Here is a 19,873-nt window from a genome sequence, read left to right as displayed (position 1 = left end):
TCACTGCACCGCGGAGGTCAGCCGCGCCAGGTCGTCGACCGCCCGGCGCCAGAAGCCCCGCTGCGACCACGCCTCCAGCGTCAGCTCCGTGCACTGGGCGCGGTAGCCGTCCTCGACGTCACGCAGCTCGCGCGCGAAGCTGCGGCCCAGCACGAGCAGCGTGAGCTCCAGGTCGAGCTCGAAGGAGCGGATGTCGAGGTTGCTCGACCCGACGACGGCGATCTCCTCGTCCACGCTCAGGTGCTTGGCGTGGAGGATGTACGGCGCCGGGTACAGCCAGATCCGCACGCCCGCGCGCAGCAGCCGCTCGTAGTAGGAGCGCTGGGCGTGGAAGACGAGCACCTGGTCGCCGATCTCGCCGACGAAGAGCTCGACCTCCACGCCCCGCTCGGCCGCCGTCGTCACCGCGACGAGCAGCGACTCGTCGGGGACGAAGTAGGGGCTCGTGATGGACAGGCGCCGCTGGGCGCCGTAGACCAGCGCGTTGAAGAACTTGAGGTTGTTCTCCCCCTCGAAGCCCGGCCCGCTCGGCACGACCTGGCAGTCCAGGTCGCCCTCGTCGAGGTCGCCGGCCGCCGTGGCGGGGTCCTCCCGCAGCACCTCGTCCGTCTCGCTGTACCAGTCGGTGACGAAGAGGGCGTCGACCTCGAGGACCACCATGCCGCGCAGCTGCACGAGCAGGTCCTCCCACAGCAGCCCGCGCTTGACCGCCGCCCGCTTGTTGTAGGTGCGGTCGATGAGGTTGAGCGACCCGACGAAGGCCTCCACGCCGTCGACGACGACGAGCTTGCGGTGGTTGCGCAGGTCGGGGCGCTGGTAGCGGCCCTTCAACGGCTGCACCGGCAGCATGAGGCGCCAGTCGACGCCGATGCGGTCCAGCTCGGCCAGGGTCTGCCTGTACCCGGGGTAGCGCAGCGTCCCGACGTGGTCGAAGAGTACGCGGACGACGACGCCGCGCGCCACCGCCTTCTCCATCGCCGTGAAGAAGGGCCTCGTCGCGTCGTCGCAGGAGAAGATGTAGAACTCGACGTGCACGTAGCGCTGCGCGCGGTCGACCGCCGCCGCGAGCGCCGGCACCTGGTCCTCGTAGCGCGCGACGATGTGCGCGTCGTTGCCCGGCAGGAGGGGCAGGGCCCCGAGCCGGTGGTTGAGCGCGGCGACCCCCTCCACCCACGAGGGCCACGAGCGGGGGCTGCGCTCGGCCATCTCGGGCGACGCGACGGCCTCCTCGATGAGCCGGTTCATGTCCTGCTGCTTCTCGCGGCGGTGGCGCGGCAGCTTCGGGCTGCCGATGAGCAGGAAGGCGATGACGCCGAGCGAGGGCACGAAGAAGATCAGCAGCAGCCACGCCATGGCCGACGAGGGGCGCCGGTCGCGCGGCACGACGACGAGCGCCACGACGCGGATCACGACGTCGACGACCGCCACCACGGCGGTGGCGACGATCGAGACCTCCGACAGGTTGAACGGCACGGTCGACCCGGCACTCGGAGGCACCCGTGCTTGGTACCACGCGGGAGGTCGCGCGGGGCCGGCGCCCGGCCGGGCCACCCGAGGGTCTCGGCCGTCTGGATGACCTTGGCCCCACGTCACCGAGCACCGCCGTCGGGCCATTACGCTTCTCCTCGTCGACCCCGGTCGAGCCGTCCCCCCCGTCGGCTCCCGGGGTCGACCTGCGTCCGCGGACGGCGTCGGCCTGCGTCCGGCGACCGCCCCGGGGTCGTCCCGGGGCCGTCCCGCCGTGCGCTCCCGGGGGGCGAGCCGCGACCATGGACGTGTGAGCACCTCAGAGGGCACCGAGCCGACGCCCGGGGCCGCCTCCGCGGTCGTCGTGGAGCGGGAGGACTGCTCGGTCCTGAGGCTGCGGGGCGAGGTCGACCTGCGCGCCGTCGAGGGCGCCGGCCCCGACCTGGAGGAGGCGCTGCGCCACGTCGAGGTCGTCGAGGCCGCCGAGGTGACCTTCATCGACTCCATGGGCCTGCAGTGCCTCATCACCGCGGCCGTGGCGGCCCGGACCCGAGGCACCAGGGTGGTCCTGCGGGGCCCGTCACGCCCGGTGCGGCAGATGCTCGACATCACCGCCATGACGGACTTCTTCGACGTCGAGGACTGAGCTCGACGATCAGGCCAGAGGTCCACGGTCCTGGGCAGGGCCGACCGGCTCGGGCCGCAGGTCAGGGCGGCTGTCAGCCCTCGTCGGGCCGCCGGGGGGAGGGCAGGCCCGGGCGCCTGGCCGGGGCCAGGAGCTGGCCGCCGCGGGAGCCGAGGACGAGCGCGGCGATGCCGTCGGCCGTCGTCTCGACGCCGACGTGCGCGCCCTGGACGGCGTCGCACCCCAGGGCGGTGGCGGCCCGGTGGGTCTGCTCCTGGTCGACGCCCGCGGCGACGACCCGCAGCCCCAGCCCGTGCCCGAGGCCCACGACGGCGCGCACGAGCCGGGTCTGCTCGGTGTCGCCCGTGGCGAGGGCGCCGACCAGCGCGGCGTCGACGACGACCTCGTCCGTCGGCAGGGCACCGAGCGCTGCGACCGAGGAGCGGCTGGCGCCGACGTCGGTCACCGAGACCGCGACCCCGAGCGCCGCCAGCCGCGTGACGGCCGTGGCCGCCGAGCCGGGGTCGGCGACGACGTCGGCGTCGGCCACGAGCAGGCGCAGGTCGGCGGGGTCGGCGCCCGCCTCGGCGAGCGCGGCGTCGACGAGGTCGACGAGGCCGGGGCGCCCGAGGGCCTCCGCGGGCACGGCGACGGCGGCCTGCACGCGGACGCCCGTCGAGCGCCACGCGACGGTGGCCTCGAGGGCCCGCACCAGGAGCACGGTCATCGCCTCGGGCGCGAGCGTCGTCCCGGCGGCCAGGTCGAGCGGGGAGGGGCGGCGTCGCCCCGAGGCGTCGGGCGCGGCGTCGTCCTCCCACGCCAGCCGCGCGACCGCGCTCGTCCACCGGCCGGCGCGGACGTCGAAGCGGGGCGCCCACCGCAGCGCCAACCCGCCCGCGGCTCCTGCGGGCACGGCCGGCACGGTGGCCTCGAGCGCCCCGCGCAGCTGGTCGCGCAGGACCGCCAGGTCTGCCAGGCGGGCTCCCTCGCGCTCGTCCGGGTCGACGACGGCGACGCCGGTGCCGGTGTCGCGCGCCACCTCCAGGGCGGCGTCGACCTGCGCCAGCAGCCGGTCGGCCGTGGCGAGGGCGTGCACGTCGCCGGTTCGACGCGACAGCGCCCGGCGGCGCCCGCCCGCGCCGTCGGGTGCGCCGCCGGCGCCCACCGAGGCGTCGACGTCGAGGAGGGCGCCGGCGACGACGACGCCGTCGACGAGGGCGTCCCGCACCCGCTCGCCGACGAGGCGCGCGCTGGCGGCGCTGCCGCCGGGCAGCAGCACCGCCAGGTGGCCGTCGGGCAGGCGCACGAGGACGTCGCCGTCGCGCACCGCGCCCGCGGCGCGGGTGGTCACGGCGTGGAGGAGGTCGTCGGCCTCGGCGCCCGCGCCGTCGCGCCCCTCGGCGGCCACCAGGCCGACGAGGAGGAGGGCCAGCGGCTCCCCGGAGCGCTCGCGCAGGTGCTCGACGAGCAGGGCCCGCAGGCCGTCCCGGTCGGTGCTGCGCACGAGAGGTCCCGAGGTCGTGGCGGCGCGGACCTCCGAGCGCCAGGACACGAGCGCGACGCTGCCGGCCGCCGCGAGGGCCACGACCTCCGCCGCCGTCTCCGCGGCGCCGGGTGCGGGCAGGACGAGCGCCAGCGCCGTCAACCTGCCTCCGAGCGCGGTGAGCAGGACGGCGACCACCGGTACCGGGCTGCGGTGCAGCGAGACCAGCACGACCACCAGGAGCAGGTGGGCGGTCGTCAGCGTCGACGGCAGGTGGGCGGCGGCGGCGCCCAGGGCGAGCGCCGAGGCGGCGAGCCCCGCGCCGACGGCCGCGGCGGCGACGGTCCGGGGCACGCGCAGGCCGGGCGCGAGCAGCGGCGCGGCGGCCACGGCCAGGAGGACCATGACGACCGCCGCGACGGCGACGAGCACCGGGTCCGCGACGTCGCCGACCAGGGCCGACGCACCGTCCAGCAGCGCCGCGTGCACCGCCAGCACCAGGGCGAGCACCGCCTGGCGACGTCGCCAGCGGGCCGCCGGGACGACCCGTCGCACGCCGAGGGCCCCGCGCGCGCGACGGGACACCGCCGCCAGGGCGGTCGCGGGGCGCAGCGGCAGGTCCACGGCTGCCCATCGGCACGCAGGGGCGCGACCTTGAGGCAGGGCCTTGAGGGGCAGGACCTTGAGGGGTAGGGCCTCGAGGGGCAGGCGCGTCGCTCCCCGGGTCGAGGCCGCGGGACCCCCGGTCGGAGGCTCCGCGCGCGGGGGCCGGTGCCGGGGTCCAGGCTGTGCCCAGCACGGGCGGCGCGCACGCGCAGCACCACCGGGGCCGGCACGTCGGGCCACGTCGAGGGGAGGAGGGGCCGTCATGGCGAGGTCCAGCACGCGGGGCTCCGACGCGGGGTCGTCCAGCAGGGCGTCGTCCGGCGGCGGGCAGCCGGCCAGCAGCCACGAGGCGGCGTACGCGCGGACGACGGCGAAGGACGACGACGCCCCGGACGCGCGCGACGACCGGAAGCCCGACGACCCGGGGGACCTCACCAAGCCGACGGCCGGGTACATCCTCAAGCGGACCGTCCGGGAGTTCGGCCGCGACGAGGTCACCGAGCTGGCGGCCGGGCTGGTCTTCCGCACGGTGCTCGCTCTCTTCCCCGCGATCATCGCGCTGGTGTCCCTGCTCGGCATCGTCGGGCAGAGCGACGCCGTCATCACGGCGATCGAGGAGGTCACCTCGCAGGTGGGCACCCCCGAGCAGGCCTCGGGCCTCGTGGACACCGTCGAGGGCTTCGTCGAGAACCAGAGCAGCGCCGGCCTCGGCCTCGGCCTGGTCATCGGCCTGCTCGGCGCGCTGTGGACGGCGTCGGGCTACGTCATGGCGTTCTCGAAGGCCGTCAACAAGGTCTACGACGTCGCCGAGGGCCGGCCGACGTGGAAGCTGCGTCCGCTGATGCTGGCCTGGACGCTGGTGCTGCTGGTGCTGCTCGCGCTCGGCGTCGTGATCATCGGCGTGACCGGACCCGTCGCGCAGGCCGTCGGCGACGTCATCGGCCTCGGTGGCGTGGCCGTGACGGTCTGGTCGATCGCCAAGTGGCCCGTCCTGCTGGTCGTCGTGGTCGTCACGGTGGCGCTGCTGTACACCGCGACGCCGAACCTGCAGCAGCCGAAGTTCCGCTGGGTGAGCCCCGGCGCGGTCGTCGCCATCGTCGTGTGGTTCCTGGGCTCGGCGGCCTTCGGCGTCTACCTCGCCTTCGCGGGCAGCTACGACGAGACCTACGGCGCCCTGGCGGGCGTCATCATCGCGCTGCTGTGGCTGTGGATCACCAACATCGCGCTGCTCTTCGGCGCCGAGCTCGACGCCGAGCTGGAGCGCGGGCGCGAGCTGCAGGCCGGCATCCGCGCCGAGGAGAGCATCCAGCTGCCGCCCCGCGACACCACCCTGAGCGAGAAGCGGCTGGCGCAGGTGCAGGAGGACATCGACGCCGGCTACCGGCTGCGCCTGCGCAACGGCGGCGAGAGCCGCGCCGACCAGGCCGAGCGCGAGGCCGCGGAGGCGGCCGCGAGCGGGCGGGCCGGCCGTAGCTGATGAGCCGCGCAGCAGGTCGCGGCGTCCCGGCCAGGACGGCGTGAGCGCCTCCCGCCCCGATGTGGGGGGTCTGCTCGCGACGCTGGCCGACGCCGTCCGCACCCGGCTGTGGCCGGTGCCCGTCGGCTTCGTCGTCCTCGCGCTGGCCCTCGGCACCTTCCTGCCGCTCGTCGACGAGGCCGTCGCCGACGACCTGCCCTCGGTCGTCGACACCGCGGTCTTCGGCGGCGGCGCGGCGGCCGCTCGCGACGTGCTGGCGGCGGTCGCCGGCGCCTTCATCACGGTGACGTCGCTGACCTTCTCGCTCACCCTCGTGACGCTGCAGCTGGCCAGCAGCCAGTACTCCCCCCGGCTGCTGCGCACCTTCGCCGGCGACCGGTCGGTGCAGGTGACCCTCGGGCTCTTCCTCGCGATCTTCGTGTACTCCCTCGTCGTCCTGCGGTCGGTCCGCGAGCCGCTGGACGACGGCGGAGGCTTCGTGCCGAGGCTGTCGGTGAGCCTGTCCGTGCTGCTCGCCGTCGTCGGCGTCGTCGCGCTCGTGCTCTTCCTCGCCCACCTCGTGCGGCGCATCCGCATCGAGCCGGTGCTCGTCGACGTCCGCGAGGAGGCGCACGACTCGCTCGGGCGCACCGAGGAGTCCGAGGAGGTCCCCGCCGCGCTCCAGGGGCGCACCGACGGGCTCCTGGTCCGCGCAGGCTCGACCGGCTTCGTCACCTCCCTCGACCGGGACGCCCTCGTCGAGCTGGCGCGCGAGCGGGACGCCGTCCTGGACCTCACGGCGACACCGGGCCGGCTGCTCGTCCGGGGGGAGCCCCTCGGCCGTCTCCTGCCCGGCGTCCCCGCCGGCGCCCAGGTGCGGGAGGCCGACGAGGAGCTGTCCCGGGCCGTCCGCGAGGCCGTCACCGTGGGCGAGGAACGGACGTCGGCGGAGGACCCCACCTACGGCCTGCGCCAGCTCGTCGACGTCGCGGTCCGGGCCGTCTCCCCGTCGCTCAACGACCCGACCACCGCGGTGCACGCCCTCGCCCACCTCGCCGACGTCACGGCGGCGGCGCTGGAGCACGGCCTCGGTGACGCGCTGCTGCGTGACGAGGACGACGTCGTCCGCGTCGTGCTGCGCCGCCAGGGCGTGCCCGAGGTCCTCGACGTCGCCGTCGGGCAGCCGCTGCTCTACGCGAGCGGCGACCCCGTCGTCCTCGCCGCGATGCTGCGCGTCCTCACCTGCTGCGCCCGGGTGGTCGGCTCCGACGCCGGGTCGATGGACCTCGTGCGGGCGTCGCGCGACCGGGTCTCGGCGGCCGCCGAGGGCTTCCGGGAGGACGAGCGCTGGCGCCTGCTCCTCGACGAGGCCGTCGCGGCGGTCGACGAGGCCGCGGCCGGGCGCCCCTGAGCTGCCGGCGGCTGCCAGGCACGCAGGGGGCGGGCGCCTCGCGAGCGCCCCGGGGCGAGGTGCCGGCCACGAGCGGGTGACGGGCGGATGACGGGCGGACGACGCCCCGGTGGGCGCAGGCCACCGCGTCCAGAGCGCTGCGGCCCCCTCGGGTGGGCCCGTCGGGTGGGCGGGGTCGGGCCGGTCGCCCTACGCTCGGGAGGAGATGGCGCAGGAGGTGCGCCCGGCGGCGCTCGCTGCCGCAGACGAGGACGGCGACACGTCAGGAGAGGTGGGACGGTGCCCAGGTCCCGCGTCTGGCCGCTCGCCGAGCCTGACTTCGAGGGGCAGGTCCTGGCCCACTGGGTCGTCACCACGGCGAGCGAGCTCACCTCCGCCCGTCGCGAACTCGCGCAGCGGGCGTCGGTGCTGCACGGCGACGGGCGCGGCGGCAGCATCACGGTCGCGGACGCGCTCACCCTGCTCATGAGCGAGCTGGTCACGAACGTCCTGCGGCACGCCTCGCCGCCCGCGGAGGTCACCGTGCTGCGCAACGGCGGTGGCTGCCTGCTCGACGTGGCCGACCGCGCGCCCGACTCGCCGCCGAGCCCCGAGCACGACCGCTCGCCGGGCCTCGGCGGCCACGGGCTGCCTCTCGTGGCGATGCTCGCCGAGGACCGCGGGTGGTACGTCCACGAGGGCCGCAAGCACGTCTGGGCCTGCCTGCGGACCTGAGGCCGGAGAGCCCCGGCCGACCTCGGCCGGCGGCGAGGTGGGCACCCGGGCAGGCGGCTGCTGCTGTGGTCGGTGGCGGCGCCTACGGTCGGGGCATGCCCGAGCAGACCGTCGACCAGCCCGAGACCGGACCGGCGCCGCAGGCCACGGCGGAGCCACCCGTCGCACCGCGCCGTCCCACCCGCCGTGAGCACCACGGCGACGTCGTCGAGGACCCGTACGAGTGGCTGCGCGCCAAGGAGGACGCCGACGTCCTCGCGCACCTGGAGGCCGAGAACGCGTACACGCGCTCGGCGACGGCGCACCTGGAGGGCCTGCGCGGCGCCGTCTTCGGCGAGATCAAGGCCCGCACGCAGGAGACCGACCTCTCGGTGCCCGCTCGCGAGGGCGACTGGTGGTACTACGGCCGCACGGTCGAGGGGCAGCAGTACGGGTTGGCCTGCCGCGCACCGGCGGTCGGCGACAGCTGGGAGCCGCCGGCGGCGGGCGAGGACGGCTCTCTGCCCGGTGAGCAGGTGCTGCTCGACGCCAACGTCGAGGCGCAGGGGCACGAGTTCTTCTCCCTGGGCGCCTCCGCCGTGAGCCCCGACGGACGCCGGCTGGCGTGGTCGAGCGACACGACCGGTGACGAGCGCTTCACGCTGCGTGTCCGCGACCTGGAGACCGGCGAGGACCTGGCCGACGAGGTGCCCGGCGTCTTCTACGGGGCCACGTGGTCGGTGGACTCCGAGGTGGTGCACTACACCGTTGTCGACGCGGCCTGGCGCCCGCACGAGGTGCGCCGCCACCGGGTCGGCACGGCAGCGGACGACGACGACGTCCTCTACCGCGAGGACGACGAGCGGTTCTGGCTGGGCGTGGGGCGCACGCGCAGCCGCCGCTTCCTCGTCGTCGAGAGCGCGGCCAAGACGACGTCGGAGGTGCGGGTCCTCGACACCACCGACCCCAGCGCGGGGCTGCGGGTCGTCGCGCCGCGGCGCGAGGGGGTCGAGTACGAGGTCGAGCACGTCGTCCTGCCGCAGGCGGACGGGTCCGTGCGTGACCGCTTCCTCGTGCTGCACAACGACGGCGCCGAGGACTTCGAGCTGGCCGTCGTCGACGTCGACGACCCCTCGCCGTCGCGGTGGGAGACCGTGCTGGCCCACGAGCCGGGGCGCCGGCTGGAGGGCGTGGCGCCGTTCGCGGGCTTCGTGGCCGTGGCCTACCGGCGGGACGCGCTGCCGCGCCTGGCGCTCGCGCCGCTGAGCGCCGAGGCGATCGGGGCGCCCTCGGAGGTGGAGGTCGACGAGGAGCTGTTCAGCGTGGGCCTGGGCGGCAACCGGGCCTTCGACCAGCCCCTCGTGCGGTTCGTGCGCACGTCCTTCGTCACGCCGCCGCGGGTGCTCGACCTCGACGTCGCGACGGGCGAGCAGACGCTGCGCCGCGAGACGCCCGTGCTCGGTGGGTACGCCTCGCAGGACTACGTGCAGCGGCGGGCGTGGGCGAGCGCGCCGGACGGCGTGCAGGTGCCCGTGTCGGTGGTCGCGCGGCGGGACGTGGCCGAGGCCCACGAGCGGGGTGAGCGGGCGCCGCTGGTGCTCTACGGGTACGGCTCCTACGAGGCGAGCATGGACCCGTCCTTCTCGGTCTCCCGGCTCTCGCTGCTGGACCGCGGCGTCGTCTTCGCGCTCGCGCACGTGCGCGGCGGCGGGGAGATGGGCCGGCACTGGTACGACGACGGCAAGCAGCTGCGCAAGCGCAACACCTTCACCGACTTCGTCGCGGCGGCGGAGGCGATGGTCGAGCAGGGCTGGACGACGCCGGCCCGCACGGTGGCGATGGGCGGCTCGGCGGGCGGGCTGCTCATGGGCGCGGCGCTCAACCTCGCGCCGGAGGCCTTCGCCGGGGTGCTGGCGCAGGTGCCCTTCGTCGACCCGCTCACCTCGATCCTCGACCCGTCGCTGCCGCTGACGGTCACCGAGTGGGACGAGTGGGGCAACCCGCTGGCCGACCCCGAGGTGTACGCCTACATGAAGGGGTACTCGCCCTACGAGAACGTCGCGGCGGTCGACCACCCGGCGGTGCTGGCGATGACCAGCCTGCACGACACCCGGGTGCTGTACGTCGAGCCGGCCAAGTGGGTCGCGCGGCTGCGCGAGCTCGGCACGGGGGACCGGCCGGTGCTGCTGCGCACCGAGATGGACGGCGGCCACGGCGGCGCCTCCGGGCGGTACAAGGGCTGGGAGGAGCGGGCCTTCGAGTACGCCTGGGTGCTCGACGTGCTCGGCGCGCCGGCGGAGCCGCTGCCGCCGGTCGGGTGAGCGGCCGGGCGCCCCGGCCGTCGCGCGACCTCGGTATCGCCTCCAGGCGTTAGCATCGACGCATGACGATGACGGCGGCCCCCGAGGCCACGGTCGACGCCGCGGCGACGGGGGTGTACGCGGCGCTGTTCTCCGCGCTGTCCGACCCGGCGCGGCTGACGATCCTGCAGCACCTCGCGCTCGGGCCCCACCGGGTCAGGGACCTCGTCGAGCACCTGAGGCTCGCGCAGTCGACGACGAGCAAGCACCTCGCGTGCCTGCGCGAGTGCGGGCTCGTCGACGTCCGGGCCCAGGGGCGGGCGTCGTGGTACTCCCTCGCCGACGCCGCGGCGCTCGCGCGCCTCGTCGACGCCGCCGAGCTGCTGCTCGTGGGCACGGGCGCGCAGGTGGCCCTCTGCTCGCACCTGACGGCCGGGACGCACCCGACCGCGGGCCCCCGTGACGCCGCGCCGGCGCCCGGCGGGGTGGCGTGATGGGGCACGGGCACCGCCACGGTGGTGGGCACGGGGGCGCCGGGGAGGCGCTGGGGCAGCGGCGGCGGGTGCTGGTCGCGCTGCTGCTGGTCCTCGGCATCGTCGTCGCCCAGGCGGTCGGTGCGGCGGTGACAGGCAGCCTCGCGCTGCTCGTCGACGTCGTGCACTCCCTCACCGACTCGATCGGCCTCGTCGTGGCCCTCGTCGCCGCCACGCTCGTGCTGCGGCCGGCCGACGGCCGCCGTACCTGGGGCTTCCGGCGGATCGAGGTGCTCGCGGCGCTCGCGCAGGGCGTGCTGCTCGTCGCGGTGGCGGTCTACGCCGTCGTCGAGGCGGTGGGCCGTATCGCCGAGCCGCCGGAGGTGGCCTCGCGGGAGCTCCTGCTCTTCGGCGTCGTGGCGCTCGCGCTCAACCTCGCCGCGGTGGGGGCCCTCATGGGTGGCCGGACGGCCAACCTCAACCTGCGGGCGGCCTTCCTGGAGGTGCTGCTCGACGCCCTCGGCACGCTGGCCGTCATCGCCTCCGCTGTCGTCATGATGACGACGGGCTTCGCGCGGGCCGACACGCTCGCGGCGCTCGCCATCGCGGCGCTGGTCGTCCCACGCGCGTGGCTGCTGCTGCGCGACACCCTCGGCGTGCTCATGGAGTTCACGCCCCGCGGGCTCGACCTCGACGACGTGCGCGCGCACCTGCTCGGCCTGGAGCACGTGCGCGACGTCCACGACCTGCACGCCTCGACCGTCGCGACGGGCCTGCCGATCATCACCGGGCACGTCGTCCTCGACGACGAGTGCTTCCGTGACGGGCACGCCCCGGACGTCCTCGAGGACGTGCGCCGCTGCGTCGCCGAGCACTTCGACATCGCGCTGGAGCACGCGACCTTCCAGCTGGAGACCCGCGCGCACCGGGAGCGGGAGTCGCACGCCGCGAGCCACCACTGAGCGACGCCGCCGGAGACGTCCGTCCGCGGAGGGCTTGCGGTTGACGCAGCGTCAGCTCCTAGCGTCCGGAGGCGTCGGCGGGAACGACCCGCCGGCGCCGCGGTGGGCGGCGGTACGGACGTGGGAGGGAGTCGGCGGTGGCGTGGACGACGGCCGAGGTGGCGCGGATGTCGGGGACGACGGCGCGCACGCTGCGGCACTACGACGCCGTCGGGCTGCTCGTGCCGGCCGGCACCGGGGCGGGCGGCGTCCGGCTCTACGAGCGCGAGCACCTGCTGCGGCTGCAGCGGGTCCTCCTGCTCCGCGAGCTGGGGGTGCCGCTCGCCGTCGTGGGCGAGGTCCTCGACGGCGAGCGGGACGAGGCCGCCGCGCTGCGCGAGCACGCCGACGCCCTGGACGCCGAGGGCGGGCGGCTGGTCCGCCTGGCCGAGACCGCCCGGCGCACCGCGGACCACCTGGAGGGAGAGGGCGAGATGACCGAGCAGCAGTTCTTCGAGGGGCTCGCGCGCGACCGCGCGCGGTGGGAGGCCGAGCTCGTCGACCGGTACGGCGAGGGGGTGCGGGCGAGCTTCCGCGAGGCGGAGGAGCGCACCGCCGGCTGGAGCCGGTCGGACCTCGAGCGGGGCGAGCGCGAGCACGCGGACCTGGCCGAGCGGCTCGCGGCGGTGCAGCGGTCGGGGGCGGCGCCGTCGGACCCGGCGGCGCAGGCGCTCGTCACCGAGCACCACGCCGGCGTCGCGGCGCACTGGACGCCGGACGCCTCGAGCTACCGCGGGCTGGCCGACACCTACGTCGAGGACGAGCGCTTCCGCGCCTTCTACGACGACGTCGAGCCCGGGCTCGACGCCTGGCTGCGCGAGGCGATGCACGTCTGGGCGGGCGAGCACCTGGCCTGATCCGGGCGCCGTCGTCGCGGCGGACCGACCGTCGTGACCGAGGAGCGTGGACCGAGGACGCCGTCAGCCGCGTCCTCGATCCACCCCTCTAGGCTCGGACCCTCGTGGGGGTGCAGCCGTCCCTCCCTCCCGCTCTTCACGACCCCGGAGGTCCCGTGCCCGCGCCCGTCCGCGACATCGCCCTGCTGCTCGGCCGGGTCCTGCTCGGCGTCGTCCTCGTCGCGCACGGGTGGGACAAGCTCGTCGACCAGGGCGTGCCCGCGACGGCCGACTTCTTCGCCTCGCTCGGCATCCCGGCGCCGGAGGTCGCGGCCGTCGTGGCCGGCGTCGTCGAGCTCGGCGGCGGCGCGCTGCTCGTGCTCGGGGCGGCGACGAGCGTCGTGAGCGTCCTCGTCGTCGTGCAGATGGCGGTCGCCTTCTGGCTCGTGCACCTCGGCAACGGCGTCTTCGTCGCGGACGGTGGCTGGGAGCTCGTCGGCGTCATCGCGGCGGGCGCGCTCGTCCTGCTCGGCGCCGGCCCGGGCCGCGCGAGCCTGGACCACCTCGTCGCCGGTCGCCGGTCTCGGCCCCGCCGCTGACCCCCGCCGCCTGCCCGCGGCTGGGGGTGGACTTCGTAGCCTTTCTCCGTGGGGGACGACGGTGACGGCGACGGGGCGTGCGCCGGTCCGGGGGACGCGCGCGCCCGAGCAGCTGCTCGACGTCCGGACCATCTACGCCGAGCCTGCGGCGCTGGCGCTGGATCGCGGGCAGCAGGTCGTGGCGCGGTGGCCGGGGGCCGACGTCGTCGAGGTCACGTCCGCCCAGCGCGTCCCGGGCGTGCACGACGACGCCGCGTCCGTCGACCGCTGGGTGCGCACCAAGACCGAGGTGCTGGCGCTCGGCGTCCGCAAGACCTTGACGGCGCGGCGCAACGAGCGGTCGGCCAACTGGATCGCGCCGTCGACGGCCAACGGCTGCGCCATGGCGTGCAGCTACTGCTACGTGCCGCGGCACAAGGGGTACGCCAACCCGATCACGGTCTACGCGAACATCGACCAGGTCGTCGGGTACCTGCAGCGGCACGTCGCCCGGCAGGGGCCCAAGCCGGCGCCGGACCAGTGCGACCCGCACGCCTGGGTCTACGACATCGGCGAGAACAGCGACGCCTCGGTGGACGCCGTCGTCAGCGACAACGTGCGCGACCTCGTCACCGCCTTCCGCGACCTGCCCACCGCCAAGGCGTCATTCGCCACCAAGCAGGTCAACCGCGGGCTGCTCGACTACGACCCGAGAGGGCGCACGCGCGTGCGCTTCTCGGTGATGCCGCACCGGATGGCGCGGCTGCTCGACGTGCGGACGTCGCCGGTCGCGCAGCGGATCGCCGCGGTGGAGGACTTCGTCGCGGCCGGCTACGAGGTGCACCTGAACCTCTCGCCCGTCGTCGTCCACGAGGGGTGGCTGCAGGAGTGGGCCGAGCTGCTGGCCGAGCTCGACGACGTCCTCTCGCCAGCCGCGAAGGCCCAGGCCGCCGCCGAGGTCATCTTCCTCACGCACAACGCGGGGCTGCACGAGGTGAACCTCGGCTGGCACCCCAAGGGCGAGGAGGCGATCTGGCGTCCGGACGTGCAGGAGACCAAGCGCTCGCAGAACGGCATGGAGAACGTCCGCTACCGCCTGCGCTGGAAGCAGGTCTGGCTGCAGCGCCTGCTCGACCTCATGGCCGAGCGCACCCCCTGGCTCACCGTCCGCTACGCCTTCTGACGCTGCCGCCGGCGTCGTGTCGCGCGTCGGAGAAGGGCTACGAAGTCCTCCCACAGAGGCCTTCGAGGCGGAGGAGGGCTACGAAGTCCGCCTGAGGGGCGGGCGAGGGCGGAGAAGGGCTACGAAGTCCGGGGTGACGGGCCGTCGAGGAGCGGGCCGAGGGCGGCGAGGAGGTCCTCGACGGGGACGGGGCCGGCGTCCTCGGCACCGCTGAGCGCCGCGAGGTACAGGCCGTCGCCGACGAGCTGCACCAGGCGGGCGCGGGCGGCGTCGCCCAGCTGCTCGCGCAGGGCGGTGAACCAGCCGTCGTCGATCTCGGCGAAGACGGCGGGCGCGTGCTCGGCGGCGTCCTCGCTGCCCGCCACGCGCAGCGCCGCGACGTACGTGCGCGAGAGCCCGCTGTCGTCGTGCAGCGGGGGTGAGGACGTGCGCAGCCAGGCGGCGGTGGCGCCCTCGGGTGCGGTGCGGATGCGCTCGGCGTCCTCGAGCCCGCGGTGGCGCAGCCGCTCCAGCAGGCCCCTGACCAGCGCCTCCTTGCTGGGGAAGTGGTAGAGCAGCCCGCCCTTGGAGACCCCGGCGGTGGCGGAGACGGCGTCGAGCGTCGCCGCGGCCGGTCCGGCGTCCACGAGCAGCCTCTCGTAGGCGTCGAGGACACGGTCGCGGGCGGTCACGCGGTCAGGGTATCGACCACGGTCGACGCTAAACCGTCCAGACGGTACAGTCGCCGCGGTGGCGCCATCGAGGCGCTCACGCACCCGCTCCAGGAGGACCTCATGACCGCCGTCACGCCCGCCCCCGCCACGCGCGAGCGCCCGCCGGCGCTGCCGCGCGTCGCGGCGCGGCAGTGGGCGGCGCTCGCGGCGCTCGTGCTTCCCACGGTCCTGGTCGCCGCCGACACGACGATCCTGTCCTTCGCCCTGCCGACCATCAGCACCTCGCTGGCGCCGACCGCGACGCAGCTGCTGTGGGTCGTCGACGTCTACCCGCTCGTGCTCGCGGGGCTGCTCGTGGCGATGGGCTCCCTCGGCGACCGCTTCGGCCGGCGCCGGATGCTGCTGGTCGGCGCGAGCGGCTTCGGCGTCCTGTCCGTCGTCGCGGCGTACGCGCCGACGGCAGGGGCGCTCGTCGCCGCGCGGGCCGGGCTGGGCTTCTTCGGCGCCATGCTCATGCCCTCGACGCTGGCGCTGCTGCGCACGGTCTTCCCACAGGCGCGGCAGCGGCGGCTCGCCGTCGCGATCTGGGCGACGGGCTTCTCCGCCGGTGCCGCCCTCGGGCCGGTGCTCGGCGGCGCGCTGCTCGAGCACTTCTGGTGGGGCTCGGTGTTCCTCTCGGCCGTGCCCGCCGTCGCGCTGCTCGTGCTCGTCGGTCCGCGGCTCCTGCCGGAGTCGCGGGCTGACGCGCCGGGGCCCGTGGACGTCGTCTCGGTGGTGCTCTCGCTGCTCGCCATGGTGCCGCTCGTCTACGCCGTCAAGGCCGCCGTCGGGTCGGCGTCGTGGCCGGTCGCCCTCGCCGCCGCCGTGCTGGGGGCGGGCAGCCTCGTGCTCTTCGTCCGCCGGCAGCTGCGCCGCGCCGACCCGCTGCTGGACCTCTCCCTCTTCCGCCTGCCGGTCTTCAGCGCGTCGGTCTCAGCCAACCTCATGAGCATCTTCGCCTTCGCCGGCCTGCTCTTCTTCACCTCGCAGCACCTCCAGCTCGTCGTCGGCCTCTCGCCGATGACCGCTGCGCTGCACCTGCTGCCGAGCATGGTCGCGACGATCGCGAGTGGTCTGCTGGCCGTCCGGCTCGCGCGCCGGTGGTCGCTGCGGGTGCTCGTGCCGGCGGGCCTCGTGACGGCGGCGCTGGGCTACGGGCTGGCGACCCAGCTCGGCGGCGGCCCGGAGGTGGCGCTGCTCGTCGCGGCGACGGTGTGCGTCGGCGGCGGCGTCGGGCTGGCCGAGACGCTCACGAACGACGCCATCCTGTCCGCCGCCCCGGCGGGACGGACGGGTGCGGCGTCCGCCGTCTCCGAGACGGCGTACGAGCTGGGCGCCGTCCTCGGCACGGCCGTGCTGGGCAGCGTGCTCGGCGCCGTCTACCGCTCGGGCCTCGTCGTGCCGGCCGGGGCCTCGCCCGAGGGGGCCGACGCCGCGACGCAGACCCTCGGCGGGGCCGTCGAGGTGGCCGGCCAGCTCGGCGAGGCCGAGGGGGCCGCGCTGCTGGCCTCGGCGCGGGAGTCCTTCGCGGCCGGCGTCGACGCCGCGGCGGCGCTGGGCGGGGTCGTCGTCCTCGCGGCGGCGGTCATGGTCGCGCTCGCGCTGCGGCCGCGGTCCCGGGCGCGCTGAGGCGGGAGCTGACGAGGACGACGTCGTCGAGCGGGCAGCGTCGCTGACCTACGACGTCGCCGGCCGCCCGCTCGGTCCTGCCGGCCGGCCGGCCGGCCCGCCCTGCCCGCGGCGCTGGGCCGGGCGGGTGACGGGCGCCCCGCTCCCAGCCCACTCCCAGGGCGACCGCCCTACCCTCGTGGTATGGCGGTGACCGACCAGCGCGCGCGGGACGAGCACGACGTCGACGACTCGGGCGAGGAGCCCACGCCCGTCCTCGGCGACCGTGGTTTCGGCGTCCGCCTCGCGCTGGGCGGGCTCGTCGGCTTCGTCGCGGCCTTCATCCTCACGGTCGAGCGCTTCGAGCTGGCCGCGGACAGCGACTACGTGCCCTCGTGCAGCCTGAACCCCGTCCTGTCGTGCGGCGGGGTCATGGAGTCGTGGCAGGCGGCGCTCCTCGGCTTCCCCAACCCGCTCATCGGCGTCGCCTCCTTCGCGGTGCTCACGACGCTCGGCGTCCTGCTCGCGGCCGGGACGGTGCTGCCGCGGTGGGTCGGCGCCGGCCTGCTCGCCGGGGTGGGCGCGGGGACGGCCTTCGTCGTCTGGCTCATCAGCCAGAGCCTGTACGACATCGGCGCGCTCTGCCTGTACTGCATGGTCGTGTGGGCCGTGATGATCCCGACGTTCTGGACGACGCTCGCGCGCTCGCTGGAGCAGCGGGTCCTGCCGGCGCCCCGCGCGGTGGCCGACGCCGTCGTGGACCTGCGGGTGCCGCTCGTCCTGGTCTCCTACGCCGTGGTCGTGACCCTCGTCGGCGTCCGCTTCTGGGACTACTGGCAGACGCTGCTGCCCTTCGCCTGAGCCGGCACGGTCCCCTCGTGGACCGGCGTGCGGGCCGGCTCTGGGACGATGCCGGCCGTGACCTCCGCACCCGCCGCCGCCCGCCCGACCAGCACCCCGCTCGCCGACGCCGGCATCCCCCTCGGCGCGCTGGACGGGCGCTACCGCGGCGTCGTCGCCCCGCTCGTGGAGCACCTCTCCGAGGCCGCGCTCAACCGCGAGCGCGTGCACGTGGAGGTCGAGTGGCTGCTGCACCTCACGCGCGTCGTCCCGGGCGCGCCGCAGCCGACCGAGCAGGACGTCGCGACGCTGCGTGACCTCGTCGAGGGCTTCGACGCCGACTCCGTCGCCGAGCTCGCGGCCACCGAGCGGGAGACGGCGCACGACGTCAAGGCGGTCGAGTACTACGTCGCCCGGCACCTGGAGGGCACCTCGCTGGAGGGCGCCGAGGCGCTGGTCCACTTCTGCTGCACGAGCGAGGACGTCAACAACCTCGCCTACGCGCTGATGGTCCGCGGGGCGGTCACGCAGGTGTGGCTGCCGGCGGCGACGGCGCTCGTGGACGCCCTCGCCGACCTGGCCCGCGCGAGCGCGGAGGTGCCCATGCTGGCCCGCACGCACGGGCAGCCGGCGACGCCGACGACGCTCGGCAAGGAGCTCGCCGTCCTCGCGCACCGGCTGCGCCGGCAGCTGCGCCGGGTGCAGGGCGCCGAGTACCTCGGCAAGATCAACGGCGCCACGGGGACCTTCGGTGCGCACGTCGTCGCGCTGCCGGACGTCGACTGGCCGGCCGTGGGCCGCACCTTCGTCGAGCACCTCGGGCTCACGTGGAACCCGCTGACGACGCAGATCGAGTCCCACGACTGGCAGGCCGAGCTGTACGCCGACCTCGCCCGCTTCAACCGGGTGCTGCACAACCTCTGCACCGACGTCTGGAGCTACGTCTCCGTCGGCTACTTCCGCCAGCAGCTCGGCGCCCACGGCTCGACGGGCTCCTCGACGATGCCGCACAAGGTCAACCCCATCCGCTTCGAGAACGCCGAGGCCAACCTCGAGGTGAGCAACGCGCTGCTCGACGTCCTCGCCTCGACGCTGACGACGTCCCGGCTGCAGCGCGACCTCACCGACTCCTCGATGCAGCGCAACATCGGTACCGCGGTGGGGCACTCGCTGCTGGCCGTCGACAACGTGCGGCGGGGGCTCGCCGGGCTCGACGTCGCCGAGGACGTCATGGCGCGCGACCTCGACGCCACCTGGGAGGTGCTCGGCGAGGCGGTGCAGTCGGTGATGCGCGCGCAGGCGGTCGCCGGCGTCCCCGGCATGGACGAGCCCTACGAGCGGGTCAAGGAGCTGACGCGCGGACGCCGCGTCGACGGACCGGCGATGCACGAGTTCGTCGCCGGTCTGGGCCTGCCCGACGACGTCGCCGCGCGCCTCGCGGCGCTCACGCCCGCGACGTACACCGGTCTCGCGAGCCGGCTGGTCGACGAGCTGGGGTGAGCCCCGCGGCCTCGCCGCCCCCTCCGCCCCCTGCGCACCCTGACGTGCAACCTCGTGGCGCGGGACGTCAGCCCTCCTTCTCCCGCGACGTGTGACCTCGTCGCGGGGGAGGGCGGCGCGACGAGGTCACACGTCGCGGGGGAGGGCGGGGTGGAGCTCCGCCGGTCAGGCGGCGGGCTCGAGGAGCTGGCGGGCCAGGGCGGGCGCCAGGAGGTCGACGAGCGCGCCGAGGCGCCACAGCTCGGCGCGGTGCAGGCCGAGGCCGTGCTCTCGCACGAGCAGCACGCCGACGGGGTGACGCCCGGCGGGCAGCAGCGCGGCACCGGCGCACGGGCCGGAGCCGTCGGGCAGGGGCAGCGGCAGCGGCGTCACGCGCGCCGGGGACGTCGGCAGGACGAGCCGGCCGCCGGGGCCCGGCTCGGTGACGGCCTCCACCTCGACGCCGACGCCGTGCCGGTCGAGGCGGACGACGGCGGCCCAGTCGACGTCGAGCGCGGCGGGGGCGCCGTCGACCAGCGTGCGCGCCGCGTGGCCCGGTCGGGCGGTCACCTGGGCCGCGAGACCCAGCTCGGCGTGGCCGTCGGCCGGGCGCGCAGGGGCGCGGACGCCCTCGACCTCGGTGCCGACCGTCGCGGCCAGCCGCTGCTCCAGGCGCGCGAGGTGGGCGGCGTCGCGGACCTCGACGAGGAGGTCGTCGGTCGCCCGCCCGGCCTCGGCGCCGAGCACGCGGAGCCCGACGACGTCGGCCCTCAGGGCGCCGACGGCGGAGGCGAGGACGCCGAGGGACCCGGTCCGGTCAGGGACGACGACGCGCAGGCGTGCGAGCACAGGGGCCTCCCGGCGGTGGGTGTGGGTGGCGCCGAGGGGCGTCACCAGATCGTGACACCTCGTCGCCCTCCGTGCCAGGGCAGGTCATGGCTTTCCTCCCCCTCGCGGACGGGGCTGAGGCGGCCGCCGCAGGCGAGATCGAGCAGCCGCCCGACGTGCGCGTGGTCGGGCTCGGTGCCACGGTCGCGGGCATGCCGACCGTCAGGACGCCGTCGTCCACGTCCCCCTTGTGCACGCCCGTGCCTGTGCCCGCCGCCGGGCCCGCCGCCGGTCCTCTCGTCCTCGTGCCCGGG

General features: G+C 75.8%; 17 protein-coding genes and 1 pseudogene. 14 read left to right on the top strand and 4 right to left on the bottom strand.

Features of this window, described 5'->3' with window-relative positions; genetic code table 11:
• Positions 1-1,497: a cardiolipin synthase gene (gene cls / locus WDV86_RS07900; protein WP_339567069.1), complete on the bottom strand. Its 1,497-nt coding sequence runs from the start codon at positions 1,495-1,497 to the stop codon at positions 1-3.
• 280 nt (positions 1,498-1,777) lie between these two features.
• Between cls and WDV86_RS07895 the strand changes: the two genes are divergently transcribed.
• Positions 1,778-2,113 carry an STAS domain-containing protein gene (locus WDV86_RS07895; protein WP_339567068.1) on the top strand — a complete coding sequence of 112 codons (336 nt, stop codon included), beginning with the start codon at positions 1,778-1,780 and terminating at the stop codon, positions 2,111-2,113.
• 73 nt (positions 2,114-2,186) lie between these two features.
• Here WDV86_RS07895 and WDV86_RS07890 read toward each other — a convergent pair whose 3' ends face one another.
• Positions 2,187-4,199 (bottom strand): EAL domain-containing protein, encoded by a 2,013-nt coding sequence (locus WDV86_RS07890; RefSeq protein ID WP_339567067.1) that lies wholly within the window; start codon positions 4,197-4,199, stop codon positions 2,187-2,189.
• A gap of 244 nt (positions 4,200-4,443) precedes the next feature.
• On the opposite strand from WDV86_RS07890, the gene WDV86_RS07885 reads away from it, so the two are divergent.
• From WDV86_RS07885 to WDV86_RS07845, 9 genes are all read left to right on the top strand, one after another.
• Positions 4,444-5,658 (top strand): YihY/virulence factor BrkB family protein, encoded by a 1,215-nt coding sequence (locus WDV86_RS07885; RefSeq protein WP_339567066.1) that lies wholly within the window; start codon positions 4,444-4,446, stop codon positions 5,656-5,658.
• Between the two features lie 40 nt (positions 5,659-5,698).
• Positions 5,699-7,048 (top strand): DUF2254 domain-containing protein, encoded by a 1,350-nt coding sequence (locus tag WDV86_RS07880; RefSeq protein WP_339567065.1) that lies wholly within the window; start codon positions 5,699-5,701, stop codon positions 7,046-7,048.
• Between the two features lie 279 nt (positions 7,049-7,327).
• Entirely contained in the window at positions 7,328-7,762 is a 435-nt protein-coding gene (locus WDV86_RS07875) for an ATP-binding protein (protein ID WP_339567064.1), read from the top strand.
• A 95-nt stretch (positions 7,763-7,857) separates the two neighbouring features.
• Positions 7,858-10,062: a S9 family peptidase gene (locus tag WDV86_RS07870; protein ID WP_339567063.1), complete on the top strand. Its 2,205-nt coding sequence runs from the start codon at positions 7,858-7,860 to the stop codon at positions 10,060-10,062.
• Positions 10,063-10,124: 62 nt separating this feature from the next.
• Positions 10,125-10,535 (top strand): ArsR/SmtB family transcription factor, encoded by a 411-nt coding sequence (locus WDV86_RS07865; RefSeq protein WP_339567062.1) that lies wholly within the window; start codon positions 10,125-10,127, stop codon positions 10,533-10,535.
• Complete coding sequence (locus tag WDV86_RS07860; RefSeq protein ID WP_339567061.1) at positions 10,535-11,476, top strand: cation diffusion facilitator family transporter; 942 nt, start codon at positions 10,535-10,537, stop codon at positions 11,474-11,476. Before WDV86_RS07865 ends, WDV86_RS07860 begins: the two co-directional genes overlap by 1 nt.
• Positions 11,477-11,613: 137 nt before the next feature.
• Positions 11,614-12,372: a MerR family transcriptional regulator gene (locus tag WDV86_RS07855; RefSeq protein ID WP_339567060.1), complete on the top strand. Its 759-nt coding sequence runs from the start codon at positions 11,614-11,616 to the stop codon at positions 12,370-12,372.
• 155 nt (positions 12,373-12,527) lie between these two features.
• Positions 12,528-12,950, top strand: coding sequence for a DoxX family protein (locus WDV86_RS07850; protein ID WP_339567059.1), 423 nt, complete (start codon positions 12,528-12,530; stop codon positions 12,948-12,950).
• A gap of 61 nt (positions 12,951-13,011) precedes the next feature.
• Entirely contained in the window at positions 13,012-14,112 is a 1,101-nt protein-coding gene (locus tag WDV86_RS07845; protein ID WP_339567058.1) for a spore photoproduct lyase family protein, read from the top strand.
• Positions 14,113-14,231: 119 nt separating this feature from the next.
• Here WDV86_RS07845 and WDV86_RS07840 read toward each other — a convergent pair whose 3' ends face one another.
• Positions 14,232-14,783, bottom strand: a complete 552-nt coding sequence (locus WDV86_RS07840) for a TetR/AcrR family transcriptional regulator (protein ID WP_339567057.1) — start codon at positions 14,781-14,783, stop codon at positions 14,232-14,234.
• A 102-nt stretch (positions 14,784-14,885) separates the two neighbouring features.
• Here WDV86_RS07840 and WDV86_RS07835 point away from each other — a divergent pair, with 102 nt between their 5' ends.
• From WDV86_RS07835 to purB, 3 genes are all read left to right on the top strand, one after another.
• Positions 14,886-16,433 carry an MFS transporter gene (locus WDV86_RS07835; RefSeq protein WP_339567056.1) on the top strand — a complete coding sequence of 516 codons (1,548 nt, stop codon included), beginning with the start codon at positions 14,886-14,888 and terminating at the stop codon, positions 16,431-16,433.
• A gap of 183 nt (positions 16,434-16,616) precedes the next feature.
• A complete protein-coding gene (locus tag WDV86_RS07830; protein ID WP_339567055.1) occupies positions 16,617-17,273 on the top strand; it encodes a vitamin K epoxide reductase family protein in 657 nt (218 codons plus the stop codon).
• A 48-nt stretch (positions 17,274-17,321) separates the two neighbouring features.
• Positions 17,322-18,752, top strand: coding sequence for an adenylosuccinate lyase (purB, locus tag WDV86_RS07825; protein WP_445262985.1), 1,431 nt, complete (start codon positions 17,322-17,324; stop codon positions 18,750-18,752).
• A 165-nt stretch (positions 18,753-18,917) separates the two neighbouring features.
• Here purB and WDV86_RS07820 read toward each other — a convergent pair whose 3' ends face one another.
• Complete coding sequence (locus tag WDV86_RS07820) at positions 18,918-19,625, bottom strand: hypothetical protein (RefSeq protein WP_339567053.1); 708 nt, start codon at positions 19,623-19,625, stop codon at positions 18,918-18,920.
• Positions 19,626-19,666: 41 nt separating this feature from the next.
• Between WDV86_RS07820 and WDV86_RS07815 the strand changes: the two are divergent.
• Positions 19,667-19,873 (top strand): annotated as a pseudogene (locus WDV86_RS07815) (hypothetical protein); the annotation flags it as partial.

Source organism: Pseudokineococcus sp. 1T1Z-3 (assembly GCF_037482365.1).
Lineage (GTDB): Bacteria > Actinomycetota > Actinomycetes > Actinomycetales > Quadrisphaeraceae > Pseudokineococcus.
This window is presented reverse-complemented; position numbering and strand designations above follow the sequence as displayed.